Here is a 22031-nt window from a genome sequence, read left to right on the forward strand (position 1 = left end):
TATCTATTAGTTGAACTACTCATGTTAATTATCGTCATGCTATTTGTGATACTTGTTCAAAACTTTCGATTACAGCAAAGCGATTGTTGAAATAAGAAAATCGATCAGGATTTTTTTGCCTCTCTTGATATATATCAAAGTAAAAAAAATCTTTCCATTATATAGACATTACAACAAAGAAAATTCGAGATTTATAGAAAGCGTAGAGTAGATGAATTCGATGGTATTGAGACTTCTAAACAAAAAGCATAAGCATACAAATAAAAGCCCAAGTCCCAGGCTTTTGTGGACTTTCTTTGTGACTTTGTTTTTTTTTAGCAAAGTTCTATTTTTAGAAAGCGGATTATTTGCCTACTCTATCTATGCAGAGTCTAGTATTTGCAAATGCAATCATTCCTCGAAGAAAGAAATTCATTCAGCTAAGAGTGCAAGAGACGAGGAAGCGTTATTTGCAACAGCTATTACTCATTTAGAAGAAGCTGCTTTGAAAGATTTACCGAATTGTTATTCCGCTAAAAAGAAGGAAGTTCATAAATGCAGTTGCTCTAAAAAAAAGAATTCTTCCAATATTATTCATTCCCAGTTAATCAATCCGAGCTTTCTTGGATTTCAGACCATTTCATTTCTTCCCTATATCGAATTATCTTATTTAATTTTAATGGATCGGGATGATTTACTAACCGGTCTTTCGCCTATTCCTGATAAACCCCCACGCATATAACCTTCCGATATTACTTAGCGTATTGCGCCAAATACGTATTAGTCAAGTTTTGAAAGGCAAATTTATTATGAATTAGAGAAGTCGAGCTATGACTTCTTACAAAGGAAATTATATGTATCAATCAATTATTATTTTAACGATCGTATCTGCATTTTGTTTAACAAATTGCGGAGGAGTAATGCAAGGAAAAGACACAACCAACAATACAGGTATACTTGCAGTTTTATTAGCATCTAGATCAACATCTACGGCTAATGCGAATTGTGCGACAGCAACTCTTGCGGGAATAACAAGCAAATTATCCCAGGTAACCAATCCAACTAGGACACAGTATAAAGTCAGTGGATGTGGAGCTTCTGATTTTACTGGCATTGGACTTACAGCGTCTTCAGTCACAACGGGTGCAACTGGAACAAGTAGCTCATCTTTATTAGCCTCTACAGGAGATATTTCCATCGCAACAGCAAGGGGCGGAACTAATGTAGAGGTAACTTTTAAACTGAATAGTTCGACTTCTAGTCTTGATGTAATTGCATACGGCTCAGGAACAACTCCAAGTATTTCCGGTCCTACTTATCGTCTTGCTGTTGGTTCAACTCCACAGTTTAAGAAATCTACAGATGGAATGTATATGTCTGTGAGCAAAGGAAGCGCCGCTACTACTTCAACATTTGCGGCAAATACGACGTATACCTATTGTTTGGATTTTCAGTATACTAACACAGGAATGAGTTATATGAATGGATGGGAAAAAGCTTGCTCGGATGTAACCAGTGTAGAGCGGGGGAGTATGATGAATTACCCCATCATGGTAATGATGAACGTTCCAAGTTTCTCAACCGGCTCCAAGATTGGATTCGTATTGAATAACGCTACCGTTACATCCTTCACCGTCGGCAATATTCTTTCTGAGACAGAATAAAAACGATTAACCGTAACTTTATCGGTGTTCATCGGTGGCAATCTTTTAAAAGTCTCACTTTACGTATTTGAGGATTGTTTTTTTGAAATCGGAAGGAGAAGTGCCGTGAGGAATGGAGTCTACCCATTTGCCGTCTTGATTTACAACGAAGACTGTAGAGGTATGATCCATTGTGTATTCCATACTAGAGGAGACTTTTTCCTTTCGAAAGTAAGCTCCGTAGAGAGCGGCTACTCGTTGTAGTCCTTCGAGAGAGCCTGTGAGAGCAAGGATTTGTGGATGAAAGAAGGCTGCGTATTCTTGGAGTCTATCAAGTTTGTCTCTTTCGGGATCAACGGAGATAAACAATGTTTGCACTTTCATAATCTCTTTAGAATCAAGTCCTTTGAATGCCTGTGCAATATTGGAAAGAGTCGTTGGACAAACATCAGGACAAGAAGTGAATCCGAAGTAGATTAACACTACTTTGCCTCTCGATTGGGTTAATGAATAGTTGCCGGTATTGGATTGCAGTGTAAAATCTCCACCAACGGGTGCAGATTTCAATTCTATCTCATTTGTTTTTTTGCATCCGATAAAGGAAAGGCAAGAAATAGAGAATAGAATCATCATCGTATAAAGGTTTTGAGAATAAAGTTTAAATGTTTGGTTTATCATTGTTTTCCTCTCTTTAAAAATGAAAGCCAGTTTCTCAAGAAAGATATTTTCTACAACAGTAATTCAATTTACTGTGATTAAAAATTATAAAGGAATATTTATGAAAAGAATATTTACATTTTCACTTATACTACTGTCTATTTCGCTTTTTGCAAGAGATAGTAAGAAAGGTATTTCAATAGAAAATGCTTACATTAAGATTGTCCCTGCTGTTAGCCCCAACTCGGTAGCTTTCTTAAGCGTAAAGAATGGAACCAATAAAGATGTCAAACTTGTGAAAGTTGAATCCGATGTTTCTAACTCGGTTGAAATGCACAATATGACAATGGATGCAGGAGTAATGAAGATGCGTCAAATAGATAGTATCCTAATTCCAGCCAATAGCTCTGTAGAGTTAAAGCCCGGCGGTTTTCATATAATGCTCATTGGACTCAAGTCTGCGTTAAAGAAAGAGGATAAGAAAGCGTTTTCCTTTTATTTCGACAATGGACAAAAAGAAAAGATGGAACTTCTCGTTAAGGATGTTTCCGAAGCAGACAAATCTTCAATGGATCACGATCATCACAATCATTCACCTGATTCTAATGTTGCTACATCGGCTAATGGCAATGAGCCGCAAGAGGCACACTCTCATCAGGAAACTCAATCCAATGTAGTAGATCATGCAAAACACCAGGGACATGCCTCTCATGCGATGCACAATAGAGCAGATGCAATTTCTCCCGCGGGGATCATGGCTCCTCATATGCATGAAGTAGGAAAGTGGATGCTTGATTATCGTTATATGGGAATGAATATGTGGGGACTTCAGAATGGAAAAAATTCTTTAAACGAATATGCAACTCTCTATTATAAATACAATGACCCTTCAGTGCAAATGCCTTCTGGAAGTTTGATTACAGGCTCTCCACTTGGAAATACATTTCCCATTTTAAATGCAAATTCTTATAATTATATGTCTGTGCCAACGGATATGATAATGGAAATGCATATGGCAAGCGTGATGACTAACGTTTCCGAAAACTGGATGCTCATGTTCATGGTTCCTGTTGTGAATAATAAGATGACACTGCTTTCGAGTAATTTAGATAAGGCTCCTATGAGTTCCGCGGGGCTAGGCGATGTTAGCTTCAGTGCCGCCTATCGTTTCTTTCACAACGAAAGACATGCTTTATTTGGGGGAATGGGACTTGGTGTTCCGACTGGCTCTATCGATGAAAGAGATTGGATGCCTATGATGGGAAAACAAAAGGTTCCCTATAATATGCAACCCGGCTCTGGAACATTTAGTCTATTGCCACAATTTAGTTATATCGGAAATCATAAGCGGCTAAGCTGGGGTATCCTCTCACAGGCAACCCTGAGAGTTGGAAAGAATGATAGCCATTATCGTTTTGGAAATAGATATGAAAGCTCTCTTTGGTTTTCGTTTTTAATTTTTGATTCATGGAGTGTTTCGTTTAGAATGCAGAAGCAAAGATGGCTTAACCTCTCCGGCTCTGATACATCTCTCGATCCAAAGATGGATCCCCAGAATGATCCTTACAGACAAGGAGGAATGCGAACAGATGCTCTTCTTGGAGTGAATTTCTTAGTCACAGGTGGAATTCTGCAAGGATTTCGATTTGGTGTAGAAGCAGGAAAGCCTATGTGGCAAACCTTAAATGGACCTCAATTGGCAACACGACAAATCTTCAATGTATTTGCTCAATATAGTTTTTAAATGGATGGTAAGAATATTTACTTAAGAGTTCAGTTGTGGTAAATAATTCTTATCCTTTTATCCTATTAAAAATATATTTCATCACATCACCGATAGTTATATCATGACTTTCTTTTACAGTTTCCTCGGAACCATCATGCACATGATGTGGAAAGGAAGATATTTCCGGGTGATGTGGTGCATTATCCCACCTTACAATAAGAATTTTTTCTGAATTCTGCCAATGATAAGAATAAGTTTTCAATTCAGAATCTAAATGTTCTCTGACATGAAGCTCTGATTTATCAATGAAATTAATTTTTAGTTTGAGATAAGACTCATTTGTCTTTGTCCAATATTCTAAAATCTGATAGTCTGTAATGAATTCATTATTACTCAGCCAATTGAAAATTTCCATTCTTCACTTCTTCTATTTGTTTTAGATAGGATGTATAAAAATTGTGAAATGCTTTCCATTCAATGTAATCATCCCATTTTTCGAAATCTTCTTTTGAGCTAGTCTTGATTTGTGTTTCAAAGTCCTCAAAATTAGTATTGTATTTCTTTACATAAACAGAAATTTTTTCTTTTAGAGAATGGGTTCTTGCCATATAATCCAATAAAATCCATTCTGCCATTTGCTGTTTGCTTATTGTCACCATATGGTCAAATTATATCTTTATTTTTAGAAATTCAAGCAGAAATTTTTTCCAATGACACATTATACAACAAATCTAATCCCAATAGACTTTGCAGTTAGGCATGAGTTTTTTTACTTTTTCTTGCTCTGGCTTGGAGAAAGGATTTCGTTTGAGGTAAAATGTTGTTAGCTTCTTTAGGTCAGCGATGGATTCAGGGAGAGAAGTGATTTTATTGAAGCTAAGATTGAGTATCTGCAATCTTTGCATGGAGCCGATAGAGTCAGTGATAGTAGAAATACGATTGTGACTGAGTTCAATGGATTGAAGTTCACTTAAGGAAGTGAATCCTTCTGGAAAAATATCCAGACTGTTTTGATTGAGATATACTCTCTGTAGATTTTTTAGCTTGGAGACTTCTTTTGGAATAGATATGAGAGAGTTTTTATCCAGGTTCATTTTTTTTAATTCAGAGAGATTGCCGAAAGTAATTGGTAGAAGTCCTAGATGATTGGAACTCAAGTTTAAATCCTCCAAGTTGTTTAAATTGCCGAAAGATTCAGGAAGCATTGTTAATTTATTAGAAGTCAAGTCCAGAAAGCGAAGAGCGGATAATCCACCGAATCCGTTCGGAAGTTTTGTGATTTGGTTGGAGGCTAGATTGAATGTTTGTAGATTTTTTAATTCTCCGATTTGTTCGGGTAGTTCTTTTAGTTTATTCTTTCTAATGTCTAGGTTTTTTAGATTTGTAAGCTGACCAATTTCTTTTGGAATTTCTGCAATCGTATTTTCAAATAGAAAAAAACTTTCCAATTTCTTGAGACTTCCAATTTCTGAAGAGAGTGCCATCATCTCGTTAGCCGTAAGATTCAGTTCTTGTAAATTTATTAATTCGGAAATACAAGCGGGCAATAGCTTTATTTTGTTATAGCTAAGATTTATTTTTTGGAGTTTCTTTAGCTTACAAATTTCGTCAGGGATGAATTCAATTTTATTGGAGGATAGGCTGAGTTCTTGTAGATGTATGAATTTTTCAATCTCTTTTGGAATTTCATTTAAACGAGTATTGCTTAGATTGAGCCTGTAGACTTTTTCTGGACTACGCATGCCTTCCTCTAAAGAAGAGAAAAGTTTTTCTTTCTTTAATTCATTTGCATCAAAGAGGGAAGCATCAGCGAATACTAATTGGTTTGCGCTAACTAGCGCTATTAGAAAAAAGAGTATAGATTTCATATTTCCTCGACTATGCAATAATTTGACAAAAACAGCAATTTTGTAAAGAATAATTCGCCTTGACTTTTTAAGGAAATAGATTTATTTGAATAGGGCATAATGATTAGAAATGGACTTTCTTTTGAAATCCCCTTTTCTCACAGAGCACACAAAGAGCACAAAGGAAAGAATGAATGCTCTCTGCGGACTCTGTGTTCTCTGTGAGAGATAGTTTCATTAATTTCACACTGTATTTTAATGGGTAACTTATGAAATATATTTATCTGACTTCAATCCTAGTTCTCCTAAACTGCTCCTCGGAAGAGACGAAAGAGATTATACCGTTAAGCGACACATCCTATGAAGTGAAGTTCGCACCCTGCGTTTGTAAAAGAGAGGACTTGGTGGTTCACGCGAAGAAAACCATTGTGATGCAGGGTGTCAAAGATTACGAAGAATTTACCTCTAAAGACGTTGAACCAGAATTAGAATCTAAAATTATTGAAGAGGACTATGATAATTTCTTGTATGATTTTTCTCTCGATACAAAGCCGAAGAATGATTTGGAAACCGGAAGGGATATTATAACGGCAAATGGCAAAGTGAAACAAGAAGAGATAAACCAGTTCGTCGAAAAAAATCCCAAAACGAGTCCTCCGAGAGTTTCAGATATAAATTCTGAATATCGTTCTCGAGGCTTAGAAGTGATTAAAGGTTTTAAGTCGGATAGAAAGAAACGTCAGACGGTAGATGAAACGAGCAAGTCTCGTCCAATCACTCTTTACGAAATTAGAAGGAGATAAGTTTTCTTCTGAACAAATTGCTCTATTTATACGCATTTGCTTTACACCCCTATATACCAAGAATACTATCAAAGATACTAACTGCTATATGGCAACAAAGACGAGAGTGCAACAAACTATCTTAATAGGATTAATAACTCTGGAATTACATTTACATATTTCTTTTCCAAAATAAAATAGTATTTTTTTATTTGAAGTTGGAGTTCATAATTTCTATGAATTATTTTTTTAGTTTAAAGATAAACGTATTTAAAATTTGTTTTCTTCTTTTCTTTCTTACTACTACCATTGTATCGCAAGAGGCTACTCCTCGAAAACCGAAAGACAATACTCTCGTGCCAGAAGAAAGCAAATCATCGAAAACAATGGAGACTACTTCAACAAAAGATTCTAAGCCTATTGCGGATAATGAAGTGTTAAACCCAAAGGACAAAGAGCAAGAAGTAAAAATTGATCCCAATAAACTTAATATGAAGTTGCCGATTGATTTTGGTGTCTTTGTAGATGGTTATTATAATATGAATATGAATCGACCAAGTGCGACTGCACAGAATTACACAACACAGGCGATTCAAAACAATACGTTTGCCATTAACCTCGCACATATTGAAGGAAAGTTAGATGCGGAACGATTTAGAGCGAGACTTGCCTTGCAAACAGGAACTTCTGTAAATGCAAATTATAGCAATGAAAAGAATCAACCGTATTCTAACCAAAACTCAGTCAGAAATATTCAGGAGGCTTATGTAGGAATTAAACTTGGAAAAAGAACTTGGTTAGATGGTGGGATTTATATGGGAAATATTGGGTTTGAAGCATGGGTCTCATCATATAACTGGGTGTATACCCGCGCAATCGTTCTCGATAACGTGCCTTATTATTCAACTGGAATTCGTCTATCGCATGACGTTACTGATAAGCTTTCTGTTCAGCTTCATATCATGAATGGTTGGCAGAACATAACAGATAACAACAAGGACAAAGCTTTGGGAATGCAAGTGGCATATAAGATTACAGAGAAGATGAAATTTACCTATAATAATTTTATAGGGAATGAAGAGAATGCTCCATCAAAGACAGACGCTATCGGGCAAACTATCAATATGTATTCCAAAGATATAAAAAATCCTACTGATCCTTTTAAAGATTACACTCCTTATACAAGAAAGACTCGTTACTACCAAAACTTTATTTATCATTTTGATGTGACCGATCGATTTTCTATTGCGGCTTCCTTTGATATAGGATTTCAACTGAGTGGAATTTCAAAAGTATACAATCCATTTATTTCACCGGAGGTTAATACAACTTATCCGTATTATAATCAGCGTTCTGGTGCATACAAACATTGGTATGATGGAACTCTTTGGGTTGTGTATAAATTATTCAATGAATGGAGAATTGCAGGAAGATTAGAACGGTATGTAGATAAGGAAGGAGCTAACGTTCCTGTTGTGAAACAAAGTAGTGTCTTTGCGACTAACGGTTATCATCCCGGAAAGAAACCAAATGGATTTCAAGTAAGTGCGATTTCGCTCAATCTAGATTATATTCCGAATGAATATGCTATGCTACGATTTGAATTAAAATACAGGCGGTCAATGGATCCTATCTTCGATTATGCGGATAGTTCCGATTTGTCCCGCCATGAAAAAATGTTCATCTCAGCGATGACATTTAAGTATTAAACTAAACTTTCAGTGTCGAATGGTTTTACGAGTGGGCGTGATAAATACATAGAAGAATCAAGTAATTCTTGCATATCAACACGAAGACGAGCCATCATAGTATCTATCGCAGCGCGCTTTTTCGTTTTGTATTCGCCGTAGTATTCAGAAAGATGAAATGGTTTCTTGAAAGTGATATAAGCTTTGCGCGGCAAATGAGCAGCTTCCCCACCGAGAGCACGCGGAATTTTTCCAAAGATATAAGACTCATAACGAGCAAGCCATTCATAGAAACGCTCAGGAGTTGGATTAGACGCGAGATAATCACCCTTAATCACGATAAAGTCAAACGCTTTAACGCATTCTCTTTTGAACCATTCAACTTCTTGTGGAGTAAGTTTTGGTAGAGTTTCATCTGGATATTTAATCATAACCATTTCCATCACAGCAAATAGGTGGCGTAGTTTATGAATTGCATCATCGTCTCTCTTGTAACCTTTGATTTGGAATCTATCAGCGCAATTGTCTAAGATCGCGTGACGAATACGACCAACGCGATAGTCAAAGTCGTGTTTGTCGCCGTCTTTGATAGAATATTCTTTTTCAGCTTCTTCCATCATGTAGCGGCCAATGGTGAGAAACCTACGTAGAATATTTTTACGACCTGGATCAATGCTATAATGTTTTTCGATTTTCTTTACAGAGTCTTCTAGATCAGATCTAATTTCTTTTTCAGTAGCATCTACAATGTATTTCATAAATCCAGGTAATACCGTTACATCTGCGTTTGGATCTAATTTCTTTGCATCTTCGTATCCCCAGAATCCGAGTTGAGCAAGACCTGGTTGGAATGGCATTAGATTGTCATTTTCCCCACTGGTTGGTTCTCCTTCAGGGAATAATACTAATTTGCCTTCACGAGCGGCTAATGCACTTCTTGCCGCTTTTAGAGATTCTCTATCTGGAATACCAGCGATTACAGAAAAAGCTCCAATTCCAGAAATGACTTTTCCGACCATTCCACCATTCCATTCGAAAACTTGTCTCGAAGCCATAAACTTGAACCTTGTTCCCATCAAGTTAGCAATATGATATGCGATAGGCGGTTCAGCGGTTGTTGGGTGGTTTGTGAAAAAAAGTAATCTATCCTTTTTTAAATTGCGAAGCATTGCTTTGTCTTCGTCAGTGATAACTACTTCATTGATATTTTGAACAGCCCGAAGTAAAACGGGAAATAATAAATCGGCAGTCCAGTTGAGTGCGAGATTAAAGCCTGCGGGTATGAATGGTTCCATTTAGTGATCCTCTTGTAAATACTACAAAGACTATGCAAATTTTTTTTGAACTTCGAGTCAACTTTAATTTTTGTTCACTTTCAAAGAGAAAGTTTCTTTTTTCACAAAAAGGGGTCCCCCCACCCCCACCGAATTGCCCACCAAGACAAAATGGTAGTGTTGAATCTTGAACTTTGTCTCGCCCGGAATCGACGTAGCTGATATTTTCCCTTTGTGTTTTTCTATGATTCCTTTGACAATTCCAAGACCAAGCCCAGAGCCTTCGCCTTGATCCTTAGTAGTAAAGAACGGATCCCAAATTCTATCTAGAATTTCGGGTTTAATTCCTGTTCCACTGTCTTGAATTTCAATACACACATATGGCTCTTCTAGATAGGAAGATATTTTTAGAATTCCTTTTCCTTTCATCGCATGGATTGCGTTTTGGATGATATTTGTCCAGACTTGGTTCAGTTCATCTAGATTGCAGGGCACGACCGGGATTGGTTGTAAATTTCGTTCAATTGTAATTCCCATTTTTAATTGGTTATGAAATATGATGAGAGTGTTTTCGATTCCTTCGATTAAATCTGCTTCTGCGTGACTTGCTTGGTCTAAGTGGGAATAGTATTTTAAGGCACGAACAATTCGAACAATATTCTTGATTGCGTATTTTATATTCTTCAAGTTGCGGTTAATGCCTGTTGTGTGATTGAGAAGTTCTAGGATTTTGATTCCACCTGTCTTTACAATTCCTAAGAGAACTTCTTCGCTTTTAAAGAAATTCTTTTCTACTATAAAATTTGCAAAATCATCGGCAAGCATTGGGCTCATTCCCTGACTTGTAATTCTATCTCGAATCTCTCGTTTCTTTTTGAATCTTTCTTTTGGGTCTAGCGTATCACGGCTATTATCCGCTAAAATTCCATCCACGATTTCAATATATGTTTTTGTAAAATCTGGATCTCGAAAAAAATCTACTGCTTCTGGAAATTGTAAAATTAAATGGTGTAGGTTTACTTCCATGTTATCCGCGGCACCGTTAATGACTCCAGCCGGAGTATTAATCTCATGCGCGATACCAGCGACCATTACACCGAGAGAAGCCATTTTCTCTGACATGATAAGTTGGGATTGTGCTTCTTCTAAAGCTTTGGTTCTTTCTTTTACTTTGTTTTCTAGATTTTCAGTGAGAGCAGTAGATCTTGCATAAAAGATCGCATTAGACAAAGACATCACAGAAGTAGATTTAATTTCGTAAAGTCTGTCTAACTCTTCTGTTTTTATAGGTGTGCCATCATTTTTATTTCCTAAAAAAATTACACCGAGAAGACTTGCATTGAGTGTAAGTGGAATTACAGTCTCTGCTTCTAGAGAATCTAAAATTCGTAATGCATCTGTTTTGATTTTTGCATAGCCGGGTGCTTTATTAAAATGTTCCCGCGTTAAAACTTGGTCGTTATCCGTTAGCCAGAGCATGAAAGAATCATAGACAGCAAAACGATTTTTATTTTCTAAAATTGGATGAGGCAGAAATGCTCCTTGTTCTTCTGACCAGAGGTAAATAGTAGAATGCTTTACATTGAAAATTTCGATCAGAAATTCATTGAGTGCTTCACAAATTCGAATCGTTTGATTCATTCTAAATAATTGATTCTTTAAGTTGCCGAGACCTGTGATATAGGCAATCTCTTTGATTCGCTCTCTTTCTTCTCGTAGAATGATTTCGAATCTCTTTTTTTCGGCTTTTCTTCGATAAATTTGCGTAATTGAATAACCTACGAGATTGAGTAAAAATATGATAGAAATTTCAATACCAGATTGGATAAAGGTAGGATGAAATCCAAGATAGCCGGTATAAAAAAACAAAAGCGAATATTGAATCGTTGTGACAAATACAAGAGTCAAAAAAGTTACAAGAATGGGGCTGTTTATTTTGTCTTTCAATTTCATAGTATAGAGCAGGCTGTATGAATTTAGAAAAACCGAGTTCTACTGTCAAAGAAAATTTTTTAGTCTCAAAAATTTATGGAGCCTACTACGAAATTTATTCTCCCAAGCTAGGTTTTAAACGAGCCACTCTGAAGGGGAAATTACGTCTCAATAAATCAGATGACCGGCATCCTTTTGTTGTGGGTGATAGAATTCAAGCTGAGAATGAGATCACAGAAAGAGCGGACTGGGTTATTTTATCTAAAGAAGACAGAACTAGCTTTTTAACCCGTCAGAGTAGCAATTCCGACAAACACATCTTATGCGCTAATGTAGATTTTGTTGCAATCATAGCATCTCTCTCAGGACCTGAAACAAAAGATGGCTTCATAGATAGAAGCATCACAGCCTGTTATCATTCCAATGTAACTCCGATTATTATTTTTAATAAAAAAGACTTAGTCACGGAAGAAGAACTTGCTAGTAGAGTAGAAAAATATGAATCATTGGGTTACAAAGTCTATCCGATTACATGCACGGATTTAGATTCAGTTCGGGAATTACTTGCGGCTCTACAGGATAAGATTACTTATCTGGTAGGAAATTCTGGCGTTGGAAAATCAAGCCTAATTAACCTAATCACAAACAACGCAGAGCAGAAGACAAATACCATTAGCCACTCAACGCAGAAGGGAAAGCATACTACTACCAATTCGAGCATAATCGTAGTTAACCCAACAACCATACTCATTGACTCGCCCGGAATCAAAGAGTGGGGACTTCTTCATCTTAGTAAAGGAGAAATTCTTTCTACTTTTCCCGAAATCAACAAGTTCAAAAAAAAATGCAGAGTAGGTGGATGTTGCAATGCGGGTAATGACTGTATCATGCTAGAAAAATTAGACAAGCTAGAAGATGAAAGACTAAAAAGCTTGGAGTCAATGCTAGAAGGACTTGAGATTCCTTATCGAATACGCGTTGGCAATTTAAAGAGCGGAAAACTTCGAAAACAAAAAAACAATCGGCACTGGGATAGAGAATAGACTATGAAATCTAAAAAAAGAGTCTAACAAACACATGAGTAATCTAGCCTATCTACATAATTTAAACGAAGAGCTAAACGATCAAACCTTACGGGAGATGGTCTTTAAGCGGCTAATGAAAGAATATGGAAGAGTAATTGAAAGAGAGCTTAAAAAAAGTCACCAGACTCTTACGCGTAAAATGGCAGAGGGGAATACCTACAAAGATTTTTTATTGAGTCAATTGCAAGACGTTCATGACGAAATCGGAGAATTTCCCTCCGGACCTTCTTTCTTCGAAAAATTATACAAAGAACATTTAGATGATGGTGAATTTGAAAATACCACCGCAAAAAATTTAATTCTTACCTATCGATATAGAATCGAAAGTTTTTTACATTCCCAAAATTATGAGTTAGATGCTAAGCTACGTTTTACTATCGAGAAAGTAGTCGCTCGATTAATTGAAATTCCTGATTACATTGGAAATTTTAATCTACAAGAAAAATACATTCGCACAGAAATGATCTCAGCCGTTTTAAAAGATGGCAACGATGATTTTAAGAGAAAAGCAAGTGCGTTAATTGAAAAACAATCTCTCATTGTAATGAACACAATGAACGAAATTTTTGTGAAGCGGCTAACGGATACTCTTATTGAAGAAAAGGATCTCAAAAAAGAACTTATCGCTCGACAGAAGTCAATGAACGAAGAACTCTCTCGTGCCAGAAAAATTCAACAAAATCTTTTACCAAAAAGTTTTCCTTCGAATATGGGTTTAAAATTTTTTGCAAGTTATATTCCAATGGAAAGTGTGGGGGGAGATTTTTATGATGTTCAGATTTTCCCAAATCCAGATGAGCTTCCCATTGATAAAGTCGGAGTTCTAATCGCAGACGTATCCGGTCATGGAGTCCCTGCGGCGTTCATTGCTTCGATGGCAAAGATTAGTTGGCAGAATAATTTTGAACAGTTTAAAACACCAGCGGCAATTTTACAACGACTCAATTTACAAATGGTAGAGAATACAGCAGGAAATTTTTTGACTGCCTTTCTTGGAATTTTTGAATCGAGAGTTCGACACAATCTGGCAAATGGACTTGCCTTGCAAAGTGAGCATTCTGATTGGAAAGGAATTTTTACTTACGCATCTGCGGGGCATTTTTCTCCTTATATCATTCGAAAGAATATGGATTCCATTACTTTAAAAGTAAAAGGGCAATTGATTGGAGTTTTTCAAAATATTCGTATTGAAGAATATGCAGTAGATTATTATCAAGGTGATAGGTTTATTTTTTTTACTGACGGGCTCCTCGAAATTAAGAATCCTACCGGAGAGCTTTTAGGGGAAGAGCGACTTTATCAAATCTTTGATGAAAGCAAAGACTTAGATGGTCGTGTGAGTTGCGAATTTATCCTGCAAAAGTTATGGGATTTTTCGGACGGAAAAAATGTAGAAGATGATATTACACTTTTAATTATTGATGTAGACTAAAGGAATTTTATGAAAAAAAGAAGACTCGGAAAATCGGCAATGGTAGTTTCGGAAATCGGAATGGGAACAATGACATTTGGCTCAAGCTGTGATGAGCCTACCAGTTTTAAGATTTTAGATAAAGCTTATGACGCAGGAATTGATTTCTACGATACAGCAGAAATTTATCCCGTTCCACCGGAAGACAAATGGGTTCATCGCACAGAAGAGATTGTAGGCAAATGGCTCAAAACAAAACCGAGAGACTCTGTTCTCATTGCGACAAAAGTCTGTGGTCCGGGTCATGGTTGGTTTACTCCACCTGTTCGTAACGGCAAAACGGCATTAGACCGTCATCATATCGTTCGTGCAATCGAAGGCAGCTTACGACGATTAGGCACTGACTATATCGACCTTTACCAAACGCACTGGCCTGATCCTGATATGATGTATGAAGAAACCATGTATGCACTTTCTGAATTAGTCAGTAGCGGCAAAGTTCGATATGTCGGTTGCAGCAATGAAGCTCCCTGGGGACTTATGAAAAGCCTTTGGGCATCCGAAAAAAATCGACTCATTCGTTATGAGAGCATTCAAAATAATTTTAGTATGCTCAATCGTCGTTTCGAAGATTCCTTATCAGAAATTTGTAAAAAAGAAAGTATCAGTCTTCTTCCTTATTCGCCATTAGCCGGTGGAGTTCTTTCTGGAAAATACAATGGCGGTAAAGTTCCTGAAAATTCTCGTTTTAGCAGATACGCCAAATTAGGCGATAGACAAAAGAAAATGTCTAATCGTTTTCTAAATGATTTCACTGTAAAAGCCACAGATGAGTTCTTGAAAATCGCGAAAGAGGCTAATATGAGTTTGGTTACAATGGCTGTCGCCTGGAGCAAGCAACATGACTTCGTTGCGTCTACTTTAATTGGCGCAAATACTGTAGAGCAACTCAACGAGTCATTGAAGGCAACAGACGTTATCCTCACACAAGATGTGTTGAACAAAATCAACGAGGTTTCGAAAAACATTCCTTACCCGATGGGGTAATTTACAGTCACCTCGAACTGCTTCATCGTGAGAGGTCTATTTTACTTAATGCGATAGTGCTAAGAAGTCTAGACCTTGCGAAGGCGAAGGGCGCGACTGAGCGCAGGGCGGAGACGAAGGGGCTGTTCGAGGTGACAGGGGTAGGCAATCTTTTCCCTTAAATTAACAATTTCCTATATATGAAACCAACATACAACAACCCAATTCTTTTAAAGACTAAGATTATTAGTCTAAATTCATCCTTACAGGGTGTTAGCCCTGATACGGGCTTGACGTTTCGTTATGCGAACATTGGCGATGAAGTAATCTACGAACAAAGAGGACGTGGGAAAAATAAGTTTGCGAAAGTAGAATCTATTCTACGGGCTAATTCTTATACTCCGCAATGTAAGCACTTTGCTGATTGTGGAGGTTGTAGTGCGCAACATTTAGAGTATCCGCTTCAATTTGCTACGAAGACTAGGACTATTCGAGAAAGATTTAAAGCCGAGCAGGATTTTATTCCTGATTTAATTCCTTCCGAAAAGCATTACGAATATCGCAATAGAATGGACTTTGCTGTATTTCCTGGATTCATTGGACTTAGGCAAGCAGAAAACTTTCGTCGTATCATTGATGTAAAGAAGTGTGAACTTCAATCTGAATGGGCTAATGAAGAGTTGTCTCAACTTCGTAATCTAATATTTGAGGAATATTCTGATTTGCCTTTAGATAGAAGAACAGGAGAAGGTTATTTAAAGTATATAACGCTTCGGACCAATATTAAAGGCTCTGATACGATTACTATCTTAACTTTTACAGAAGAGTTTCAATCTTCTGAATTGGAGCAAAAACTCATTTCTGATCTTCTAAGATTCTCTACTTCCAATAATATAGTGTTTTGTTATAACAGAAAGCAATCCGAGGTTTCTGCCGATGGGAAATTCTTGGTAGTAAGAGGCAAATCTTATTATACCGAAGAAATTTTAAATAAGGAAATCGAAGTCCCTTTTAATTCTTTCTTTCAGCCGAATCCGATGGGGTTTCTTCCGATTATTCAATACATTCAAGCTAGACTTGGTGAAATGAAGTCTTCTACTCTCATTGACTTATTTTGTGGAAATGGATTTTTTAGTATTCTGTTTGGTGAAAGGTTTGAGAATCTAATTGGATACGATTGGGTAGAAAGCTCCATTCAAACAGCAAAAGAGAATCTAACACGTATTTACCCCGATAAGAAGATAACTTTCGAAAAAAAGGATTTACTGCAATTTAAAGATGTATTTTCTAGTGCAAATTCTATTCCAAAGGATTCTGTTTTGATTTTAGATCCGCCTCGCAATGGAATTGGAATTAAACTTTGTGAGTATATTTTAAACTCTTCGATAGAATCAATTTTTTATGTATCCTGCAATCCAAATTCACAACTAGATGACCTAAAAATCCTATCTCAAAATTATAAGATTCAGTCTGGTCTAATCACCGACCCTTATCCGCAAACGCCTCATCTGGAGTCCGTTCTTCTATTAAGTCGAATCAAGACAGATGCAATGTCAGTCTAACGATAAGTATTTGCAATTCAGAAAAGTCAAAACTAAAAGGTAATACAATGAATTTCCCGAAAATAATTCCAAAATCTAAATCTTTATTTTTACTCTTGTGGCTAATTATACTTATGTTCTTGGAGGCATGCTTTGTGAAAAATGCAACTCATAGTAGTTTTTGGGATAACTTCTTTTCCAATCAGCAACTTCTCATTGATAAATATGCGGATACTGATCTGTATCCGATTCTATTTGGTTCTTTAAAACCAGAAGAAGAGAAGTTCTTATTTAAGAAAGATGATAAACTTTATCTTTCCGGATATGTTTTAAAGCAAGGCAATACTCTGATTCCTAAAATTGACGATAAAGAAAATTCTACGGCTAACGATGAATATTTTACAAAGATTGAATATATAAAGTCAGAGTTTAAAGGTAGACCTACTTATAAGATGAAGCGAAGAACCAGTTTTAAATATCCCGCATATACGATGCGAGATTTTTTTCATTGGATGGAAGTCTTTTCTAGCTCTGTGAATAGCGAAGAACAATTGGCAATACTTGATCGATCTATTGTATATCAATTTCTATGCTCTGAATTCAAATGCAATAGTGAACTGGGGGATAATCAGGCTTTGCTGTCATTTGCTCTCGATGAAAGAATGAAATTGCAATATAAAACATTCTATGTTAAAATGTCAGAGGCGTTAGGAAAAGTAAAATTCAAAGTAAAACTATTTTCTAAATCGCAGAAAATAGGAGAGATTTATTCGGAAGGCAAAACAATCTATACCAAGGTTTTACATTTTAAAAAGGGAGAATTGCAAAATCTAGAAAATATGACTTTGTTTTTTGAGATTGATATGAATTTTTATGGTCTTCGAATTCAAGTTCAGAATTTAGAATATCATATTGTGATGAAGCATTCAGAGACAGAAGAAGTCATGACGGGGAAATTTCCTATTTACCCCAAGTATAAAGTCAGCGGAAGATTATTTTATATTCTACCACCGGGTTTGATTAATATTTTTATTCCACAAGATATTGAGTCTTATCTGTCTGATTATTTTGATTTGCTAACCCGTTCAGGTGATTCAGAAGGTGCAAATTTTACAACAAAGATTAAGAAAGAAGGAAATCATGTGAATGTAAATTTTGAGTCCTATACTGAAATCTTCCAAAAACCTTTTCGACCTTTAGCGGCAACGAAAAAAGAAAAACGAGAAGGAAGAGATTTCTATCTTGATTTTAGAAATAAAATCGTAGAAGACTTGAGGCCTGATTGATTTTAGTTGAATTCATTTTTAAAAGAAACATCTTTTTTGCTTGCATTAAGTTCTTGCTCAATTACTTTTAGCACTCTGTTATGATAGATATGTCTACTGAGACAAAAATGAAACCCGTTGAATCGAGACCGATTCAATTTTCTATTCGGTATAAACTCTTACTGATAGTTTCCTTAATTATTATTTTGGGGCTATCTTCGATTATCCTGTTAGTCACTTTTTTTTACAAAGGCAACAGTGAAGTGTTGATTCAAGAATATAACTTAAGCCTGGCTCGACTAGCGGGTGTGCAAGTAGAGTCGAATTTAAAAAATACAAGCTATAGAATGCAGGCTTTCTACGCTTCTCTTCCACAAAAAAACGCGACAGAAAAAGATATTCAAGAGAAAGCCAATCAATTCTTTCTTAAAAACCCACGCTTTCTCTTTATGGGAGTTGCAAAGAAAACAGAGACTGATTATAAATTCCTTTATGAATTTACGCATGAGAAGGTTTTCATAGACAATAAAATCGAAAAGAGTCTAATGCCTATTATTCACGAAGTTACCAAAGAAGATATTATTCGTGCTTTCAATGGAACGAGTGCCGTTGTAAATGCTTCTTCCAAATTTAATTTTCCAGTTTTGGCTCTTGTTGTCCCTGTTGAAACAACTCCAGACGAAGCCTTACTTCTTTATCTAGAGCCAACTGAAATAATGGGCACATTTCAATCCGCATTGCAAACAGATATTTTTCAGGTCTTCATGGTAAATCAAAAGGGAGAGGTGATTGCCCATTCGGACGACAAAGAGACAGTATCCACTGGAAATAAATCAGAAGTTCCGATTGTCAAAAAAATGCTTTCTAGCAATGTAGACAATGGCTCTCAAAAATACACAGTGGATAAAGAAGAGTTCCTTGGCTCATTTCAACAACTTGATTTTAGCGGCTTAGGCATAGTATCCACAGTGGAATCAGACAAAGTATTCGAAGCAATCTACCAGATTCAAAGACGAAATATTATTATCACGATTATCATTTTAACAATTAGTTTTATTATTGTCTATCTCTTTGCTAATACACTCACCGTTCCACTTTCTGATCTTGTGACTGCGACTAGGCAGATTGAAGAAGGAAATTACAAAGTAAAAATAATTCCATCTACAAGAGATGAAGTAGGGCTACTTACGAAGTCATTTCTTCAAATGGCAAAGGGATTACAAGAAAGAGAAAATATTAAGAATACATTCGGGAAATTTGTAAATAAGGAAATTGCAGAGAAGGCTTTGCACGGCGAATTACAATTAGGTGGAGTGAAGCGAAATTGCGCGATTTTCTTTTCTGATTTGAGAAATTTTACCGGTATGTCAGAGAAGATGGAAGCGGAGCAAGTCGTTGTTTACCTCAATGAGTATTTTACTGAAATGGTAGAGTGCATTTATAAAGCGAATGGAATTGTGGATAAATTTATTGGTGACGCGATCATGGCTCATTGGGGAGCGATATACACAGATGGAAATGACACTGCAAATGCAATCGAGTCAGCATTGCTTATGAGGATGGCACTGATTAAGTTCAATCGTGACCCAATGCATTCAGATCGTCCCAAGTTTCGGTTTGGATGTGGAATTAACACAGGAGAAGTAGTCGCAGGGCAAATCGGCTCTCCGAAAAAATTAGAATACACTGTAATCGGAGATGCAGTGAATCTGGCTTCTCGAATTGAATACATGAACAAAGAATTTGGAACAGATATTTTAATTTCAGAAAATTCCTATGAACAAATTAAAGGCAAATTTAAGTTAGTCGCTATGCCGCCTATTCATATTCGAGGGAAGTCTCAGCCTCAACAAATCTATGCTGTTCTCGGAAAGGAAGATGATCCTAGCTGTCCTAAGGATCTAAAGGAATTGCGGCAAATCGTCGGTATACCCTTTCAGGAATAGCTGTGAATTTTAAATTAAAAGATTACTTCGTTTTTTTGATTACTGCGAGCATTTTAGCGGCTTGTTCCTATTATCTGTATTTGGACTTCAATGTAAAGCCTGGATTACGAGGAGCCGAGAAACAAGGATTTATTACATTCAAATACAAAGTAGCCCAAAGAAAATTTCCCTCTAGAATGATCTGGGAGGATGTAGAGCAAATGCTTCCTATTTATAACAAAGATTCTATTCGCACAGATGTTTTATCGGAAGCCATCGTCACCTTAAACAATGGCGTCAAAATAGAATTAGACCCTGATAGTATGTTTGTATTAAACATTCACGACAAGACAGTGGATGTTACACTAGAGAGGGGATCAGTATTATTATCCGCAACGAAGGCATTGGTAAATCCAAATGATTTTTCTTTGAGTTATAAAAACACCAAGTTGAAATTTCAAGAAGGCACTGGGCAATTTAAAGTCTTAGAAAAAGAAGACTCCATCGAGATAGTGTCTAGCAAGGGTAGCACTACAATTACGACAGGACAGAATACGGAAAGCATCTTCGAGAAACAAAAAGCAAAATTTGATTTTACAAAAGACAAGCTAGATAAAGTAGATTTGAATTATTTTGATATGCGACCGGCGCATAATGCGCGTTATTTTATAGATGAGAATACAAAGGAAATTCTATTTGAATGGAGCGCAAAGGGAGACGAACTACCTATAGTTGAAGTCTCTCCCGATAGACTTTTTAAAAACCAAGTCGTGCAACTTCAATCCAAAGAAAAAAGAGTAGCAAAAGAATTTACAGAAGGAATTTATTACTGGAAGTTGAAAACGGTAGATGGTGATTTAACGGAAACTAGAAAATTTAGAATTATAAAAAATCCACCGCTTTCATTAATTGCTCCGAAAAATAATCATCAAATCAAAACTAAAACTGGAGAAAGTCTAGTAAACTTCTTATGGAGCAAACGCGAATTAGCCCTATCTTATCATTTTGAGATTTCGAATGATACTACGTTTAAGAATTTAATTGTATCGAGAAATGTTTTTAAGAATAGAATTTCTATTCCTCTTAGTCTTGGTCAATACTATTGGCGGGTTCGCTCTGTGGATTCTATTCCAGGTGCGAATTCCAAAACGGGAGTGAATTCGTTTACCATCGGAAAAGAAGATATTCCTGAACCGGTGGCAATTTCAGAGGAGGAAACAAAAGCAGAGGACGTGACGCAACCAACTGCGGATAATTCAAATAAACCGACAGGTGGAAATCCTTTAAAGAAAGACAGTCCTCCTAATAAAATTACAAACCCGACTCTGCTATTTCCAAGACCAAATTCAGTCGTTGATATGAATAAGCTAGATTCTATTCCATTTAAGTGGGTAGCTGTCGCCGGAGCCAAATCCTACACTATTAAATTTATTCAGATATCTAACGGAGAGGTCATCTTACAAACAGAAACAACTGCGCCTAATTATAATTTTGCTCAACTAGATAAACTAGATGTAGGAAATTTTTCACTAAAGTCTAGTTTTCCATCCATCTCTATTTCTTTTTTTATGCCAGACAGAAAGTATAAAGATCGAAGGTGGTTTTATAAGGTAGTAAATTAAATAAGGGAAGCGGGTAAGGGAAATTTGCCTTACATTTTCATAAGTTACGGGATGAGATTGTGGTCTGTTAGCAATTTTTTCTAATTTGCTTTCCACTTCAATAAGAAACTCTTCTCCTAAGCCAGATTTCCTATCTTCATACCACTGAGCTGATTCGGCTAATTCTTCTCTGGCTTGTGCATGAAATTCAATTTTTTGTTCGAATTCTTTGTCTGGCATAAGAAATCACCTCTTTGGCTTTGTAAGTTTTTTCTTTTCCAAGACTGGCAATTCTACGATCGAGTTCTAGTTTTCGTTCTTCTGTCAAATCCTCTATTTTTGTATTTGATCTTTTAGAATTTATGACTTCACTTATTTTTACTGAATCAAGAGTTTTCAAAAAAGCAAATAGAGCTTTTGCTTGCTTCTGATTTGTAACTTCTATTGCGAATGTTGTCATTGACTTTCTCCTGTTCAAATAATTCTTTTCTATAATTGTTGGGACTGAAATAAAACGCAAGAATTATTTATAGGAACACCATTCTAACTTTGTATCGAAGGCTTGGAGATTAAATCATTTTTACAAAATATTCAATTGGTTTCTTGTGGATTTTGGCAAACTGATACCAGATTGCAAAAACCATTCTTA

Annotated in this window: 20 protein-coding genes; 12 read left to right on the forward strand and 8 right to left on the reverse strand. The window is 36.3% G+C overall.

What is annotated here, in order from left to right; translation table 11 throughout:
• Positions 1–211 precede the first annotated feature (211 nt).
• Both IPH52_09275 and IPH52_09280 read left to right on the forward strand, forming a co-directional pair.
• Positions 212–721, forward strand: coding sequence for a hypothetical protein (locus IPH52_09275; GenBank protein MBK7055231.1), 510 nt, complete (start codon positions 212–214; stop codon positions 719–721).
• 112 nt (positions 722–833) lie between these two features.
• On the forward strand, positions 834–1643 hold the full coding sequence (locus IPH52_09280) for a hypothetical protein (protein MBK7055232.1): 810 nt from the start codon (positions 834–836) through the stop codon (positions 1641–1643).
• Between the two features lie 54 nt (positions 1644–1697).
• On the opposite strand, the gene IPH52_09285 is transcribed toward IPH52_09280, so the two are convergent.
• The gene (locus tag IPH52_09285) at positions 1698–2300 is read right to left on the reverse strand and encodes an SCO family protein (protein ID MBK7055233.1); all 603 of its coding nucleotides are present in this window, start codon (positions 2298–2300) and stop codon (positions 1698–1700) included.
• A gap of 100 nt (positions 2301–2400) precedes the next feature.
• Between IPH52_09285 and IPH52_09290 the strand changes: the two genes are divergently transcribed.
• Positions 2401–4023: a copper chaperone PCu(A)C gene (locus tag IPH52_09290; protein ID MBK7055234.1), complete on the forward strand. Its 1623-nt coding sequence runs from the start codon at positions 2401–2403 to the stop codon at positions 4021–4023.
• A gap of 49 nt (positions 4024–4072) precedes the next feature.
• Here the strand turns inward: IPH52_09290 and IPH52_09295 are convergent, their stop codons facing one another.
• The 3 genes from IPH52_09295 to IPH52_09305 form a co-directional block, all read right to left on the reverse strand.
• Positions 4073–4420 (reverse strand): hypothetical protein, encoded by a 348-nt coding sequence (locus IPH52_09295; GenBank protein ID MBK7055235.1) that lies wholly within the window; start codon positions 4418–4420, stop codon positions 4073–4075.
• Positions 4395–4664: a hypothetical protein gene (locus tag IPH52_09300; GenBank protein MBK7055236.1), complete on the reverse strand. Its 270-nt coding sequence runs from the start codon at positions 4662–4664 to the stop codon at positions 4395–4397. The genes IPH52_09295 and IPH52_09300 overlap by 26 nt, the downstream gene beginning before the upstream one ends.
• A 72-nt stretch (positions 4665–4736) precedes the next feature.
• Positions 4737–5873, reverse strand: coding sequence for a leucine-rich repeat domain-containing protein (locus IPH52_09305; GenBank protein ID MBK7055237.1), 1137 nt, complete (start codon positions 5871–5873; stop codon positions 4737–4739).
• Between the two features lie 248 nt (positions 5874–6121).
• On the opposite strand from IPH52_09305, the gene IPH52_09310 reads away from it, so the two are divergent.
• Both IPH52_09310 and IPH52_09315 read left to right on the forward strand, forming a co-directional pair.
• Entirely contained in the window at positions 6122–6655 is a 534-nt protein-coding gene (locus IPH52_09310; GenBank protein ID MBK7055238.1) for a hypothetical protein, read from the forward strand.
• Positions 6656–6870: 215 nt separating this feature from the next.
• Positions 6871–8343, forward strand: coding sequence for a porin (locus tag IPH52_09315; GenBank protein ID MBK7055239.1), 1473 nt, complete (start codon positions 6871–6873; stop codon positions 8341–8343).
• Here the strand turns inward: IPH52_09315 and IPH52_09320 are convergent.
• Together IPH52_09320 and IPH52_09325 are read right to left on the reverse strand one after the other, a co-directional pair.
• On the reverse strand, positions 8340–9617 hold the full coding sequence (locus tag IPH52_09320) for a 1-acyl-sn-glycerol-3-phosphate acyltransferase (protein ID MBK7055240.1): 1278 nt from the start codon (positions 9615–9617) through the stop codon (positions 8340–8342). The genes IPH52_09315 and IPH52_09320 overlap by 4 nt on opposite strands.
• A 63-nt stretch (positions 9618–9680) precedes the next feature.
• Positions 9681–11504, reverse strand: a complete 1824-nt coding sequence (locus tag IPH52_09325; protein MBK7055241.1) for a histidine kinase — start codon at positions 11502–11504, stop codon at positions 9681–9683.
• 62 nt (positions 11505–11566) lie between these two features.
• Here IPH52_09325 and rsgA point away from each other — a divergent pair, with 62 nt between their 5' ends.
• The 7 genes from rsgA to IPH52_09360 all read left to right on the forward strand — a co-directional run bounded on the left by rsgA (position 11567) and on the right by IPH52_09360 (position 21403).
• Positions 11567–12571, forward strand: coding sequence for a ribosome small subunit-dependent GTPase A (gene rsgA / locus IPH52_09330; protein ID MBK7055242.1), 1005 nt, complete (start codon positions 11567–11569; stop codon positions 12569–12571).
• Between the two features lie 34 nt (positions 12572–12605).
• The gene (locus IPH52_09335; GenBank protein ID MBK7055243.1) at positions 12606–14045 is read left to right on the forward strand and encodes a serine/threonine-protein phosphatase; all 1440 of its coding nucleotides are present in this window, start codon (positions 12606–12608) and stop codon (positions 14043–14045) included.
• A 9-nt stretch (positions 14046–14054) separates the two neighbouring features.
• Positions 14055–15071 (forward strand): aldo/keto reductase, encoded by a 1017-nt coding sequence (locus IPH52_09340; GenBank protein ID MBK7055244.1) that lies wholly within the window; start codon positions 14055–14057, stop codon positions 15069–15071.
• Between the two features lie 179 nt (positions 15072–15250).
• Entirely contained in the window at positions 15251–16612 is a 1362-nt protein-coding gene (locus IPH52_09345; GenBank protein ID MBK7055245.1) for a class I SAM-dependent RNA methyltransferase, read from the forward strand.
• Positions 16613–16746: 134 nt separating this feature from the next.
• Positions 16747–17877: a hypothetical protein gene (locus IPH52_09350; protein ID MBK7055246.1), complete on the forward strand. Its 1131-nt coding sequence runs from the start codon at positions 16747–16749 to the stop codon at positions 17875–17877.
• Between the two features lie 80 nt (positions 17878–17957).
• Positions 17958–19802: an adenylate/guanylate cyclase domain-containing protein gene (locus IPH52_09355; GenBank protein ID MBK7055247.1), complete on the forward strand. Its 1845-nt coding sequence runs from the start codon at positions 17958–17960 to the stop codon at positions 19800–19802.
• A 2-nt stretch (positions 19803–19804) separates the two neighbouring features.
• Positions 19805–21403: a FecR domain-containing protein gene (locus IPH52_09360; protein ID MBK7055248.1), complete on the forward strand. Its 1599-nt coding sequence runs from the start codon at positions 19805–19807 to the stop codon at positions 21401–21403.
• Here IPH52_09360 and IPH52_09365 read toward each other — a convergent pair.
• On the reverse strand, positions 21311–21622 hold the full coding sequence (locus IPH52_09365) for a type II toxin-antitoxin system RelE/ParE family toxin (GenBank protein ID MBK7055249.1): 312 nt from the start codon (positions 21620–21622) through the stop codon (positions 21311–21313). The two genes, IPH52_09360 and IPH52_09365, sit on opposite strands and share 93 nt — an antisense overlap.
• Complete coding sequence (locus tag IPH52_09370; GenBank protein MBK7055250.1) at positions 21591–21842, reverse strand: hypothetical protein; 252 nt, start codon at positions 21840–21842, stop codon at positions 21591–21593. Before IPH52_09370 ends, IPH52_09365 begins: the two co-directional genes overlap by 32 nt.
• Positions 21843–22031: the final 189 nt, after the last annotated feature.

The sequence above is a fragment of the Leptospiraceae bacterium genome (assembly GCA_016708435.1).
In the GTDB taxonomy this organism is placed as follows: Bacteria; Spirochaetota; Leptospiria; order Leptospirales; family Leptospiraceae; genus UBA2033.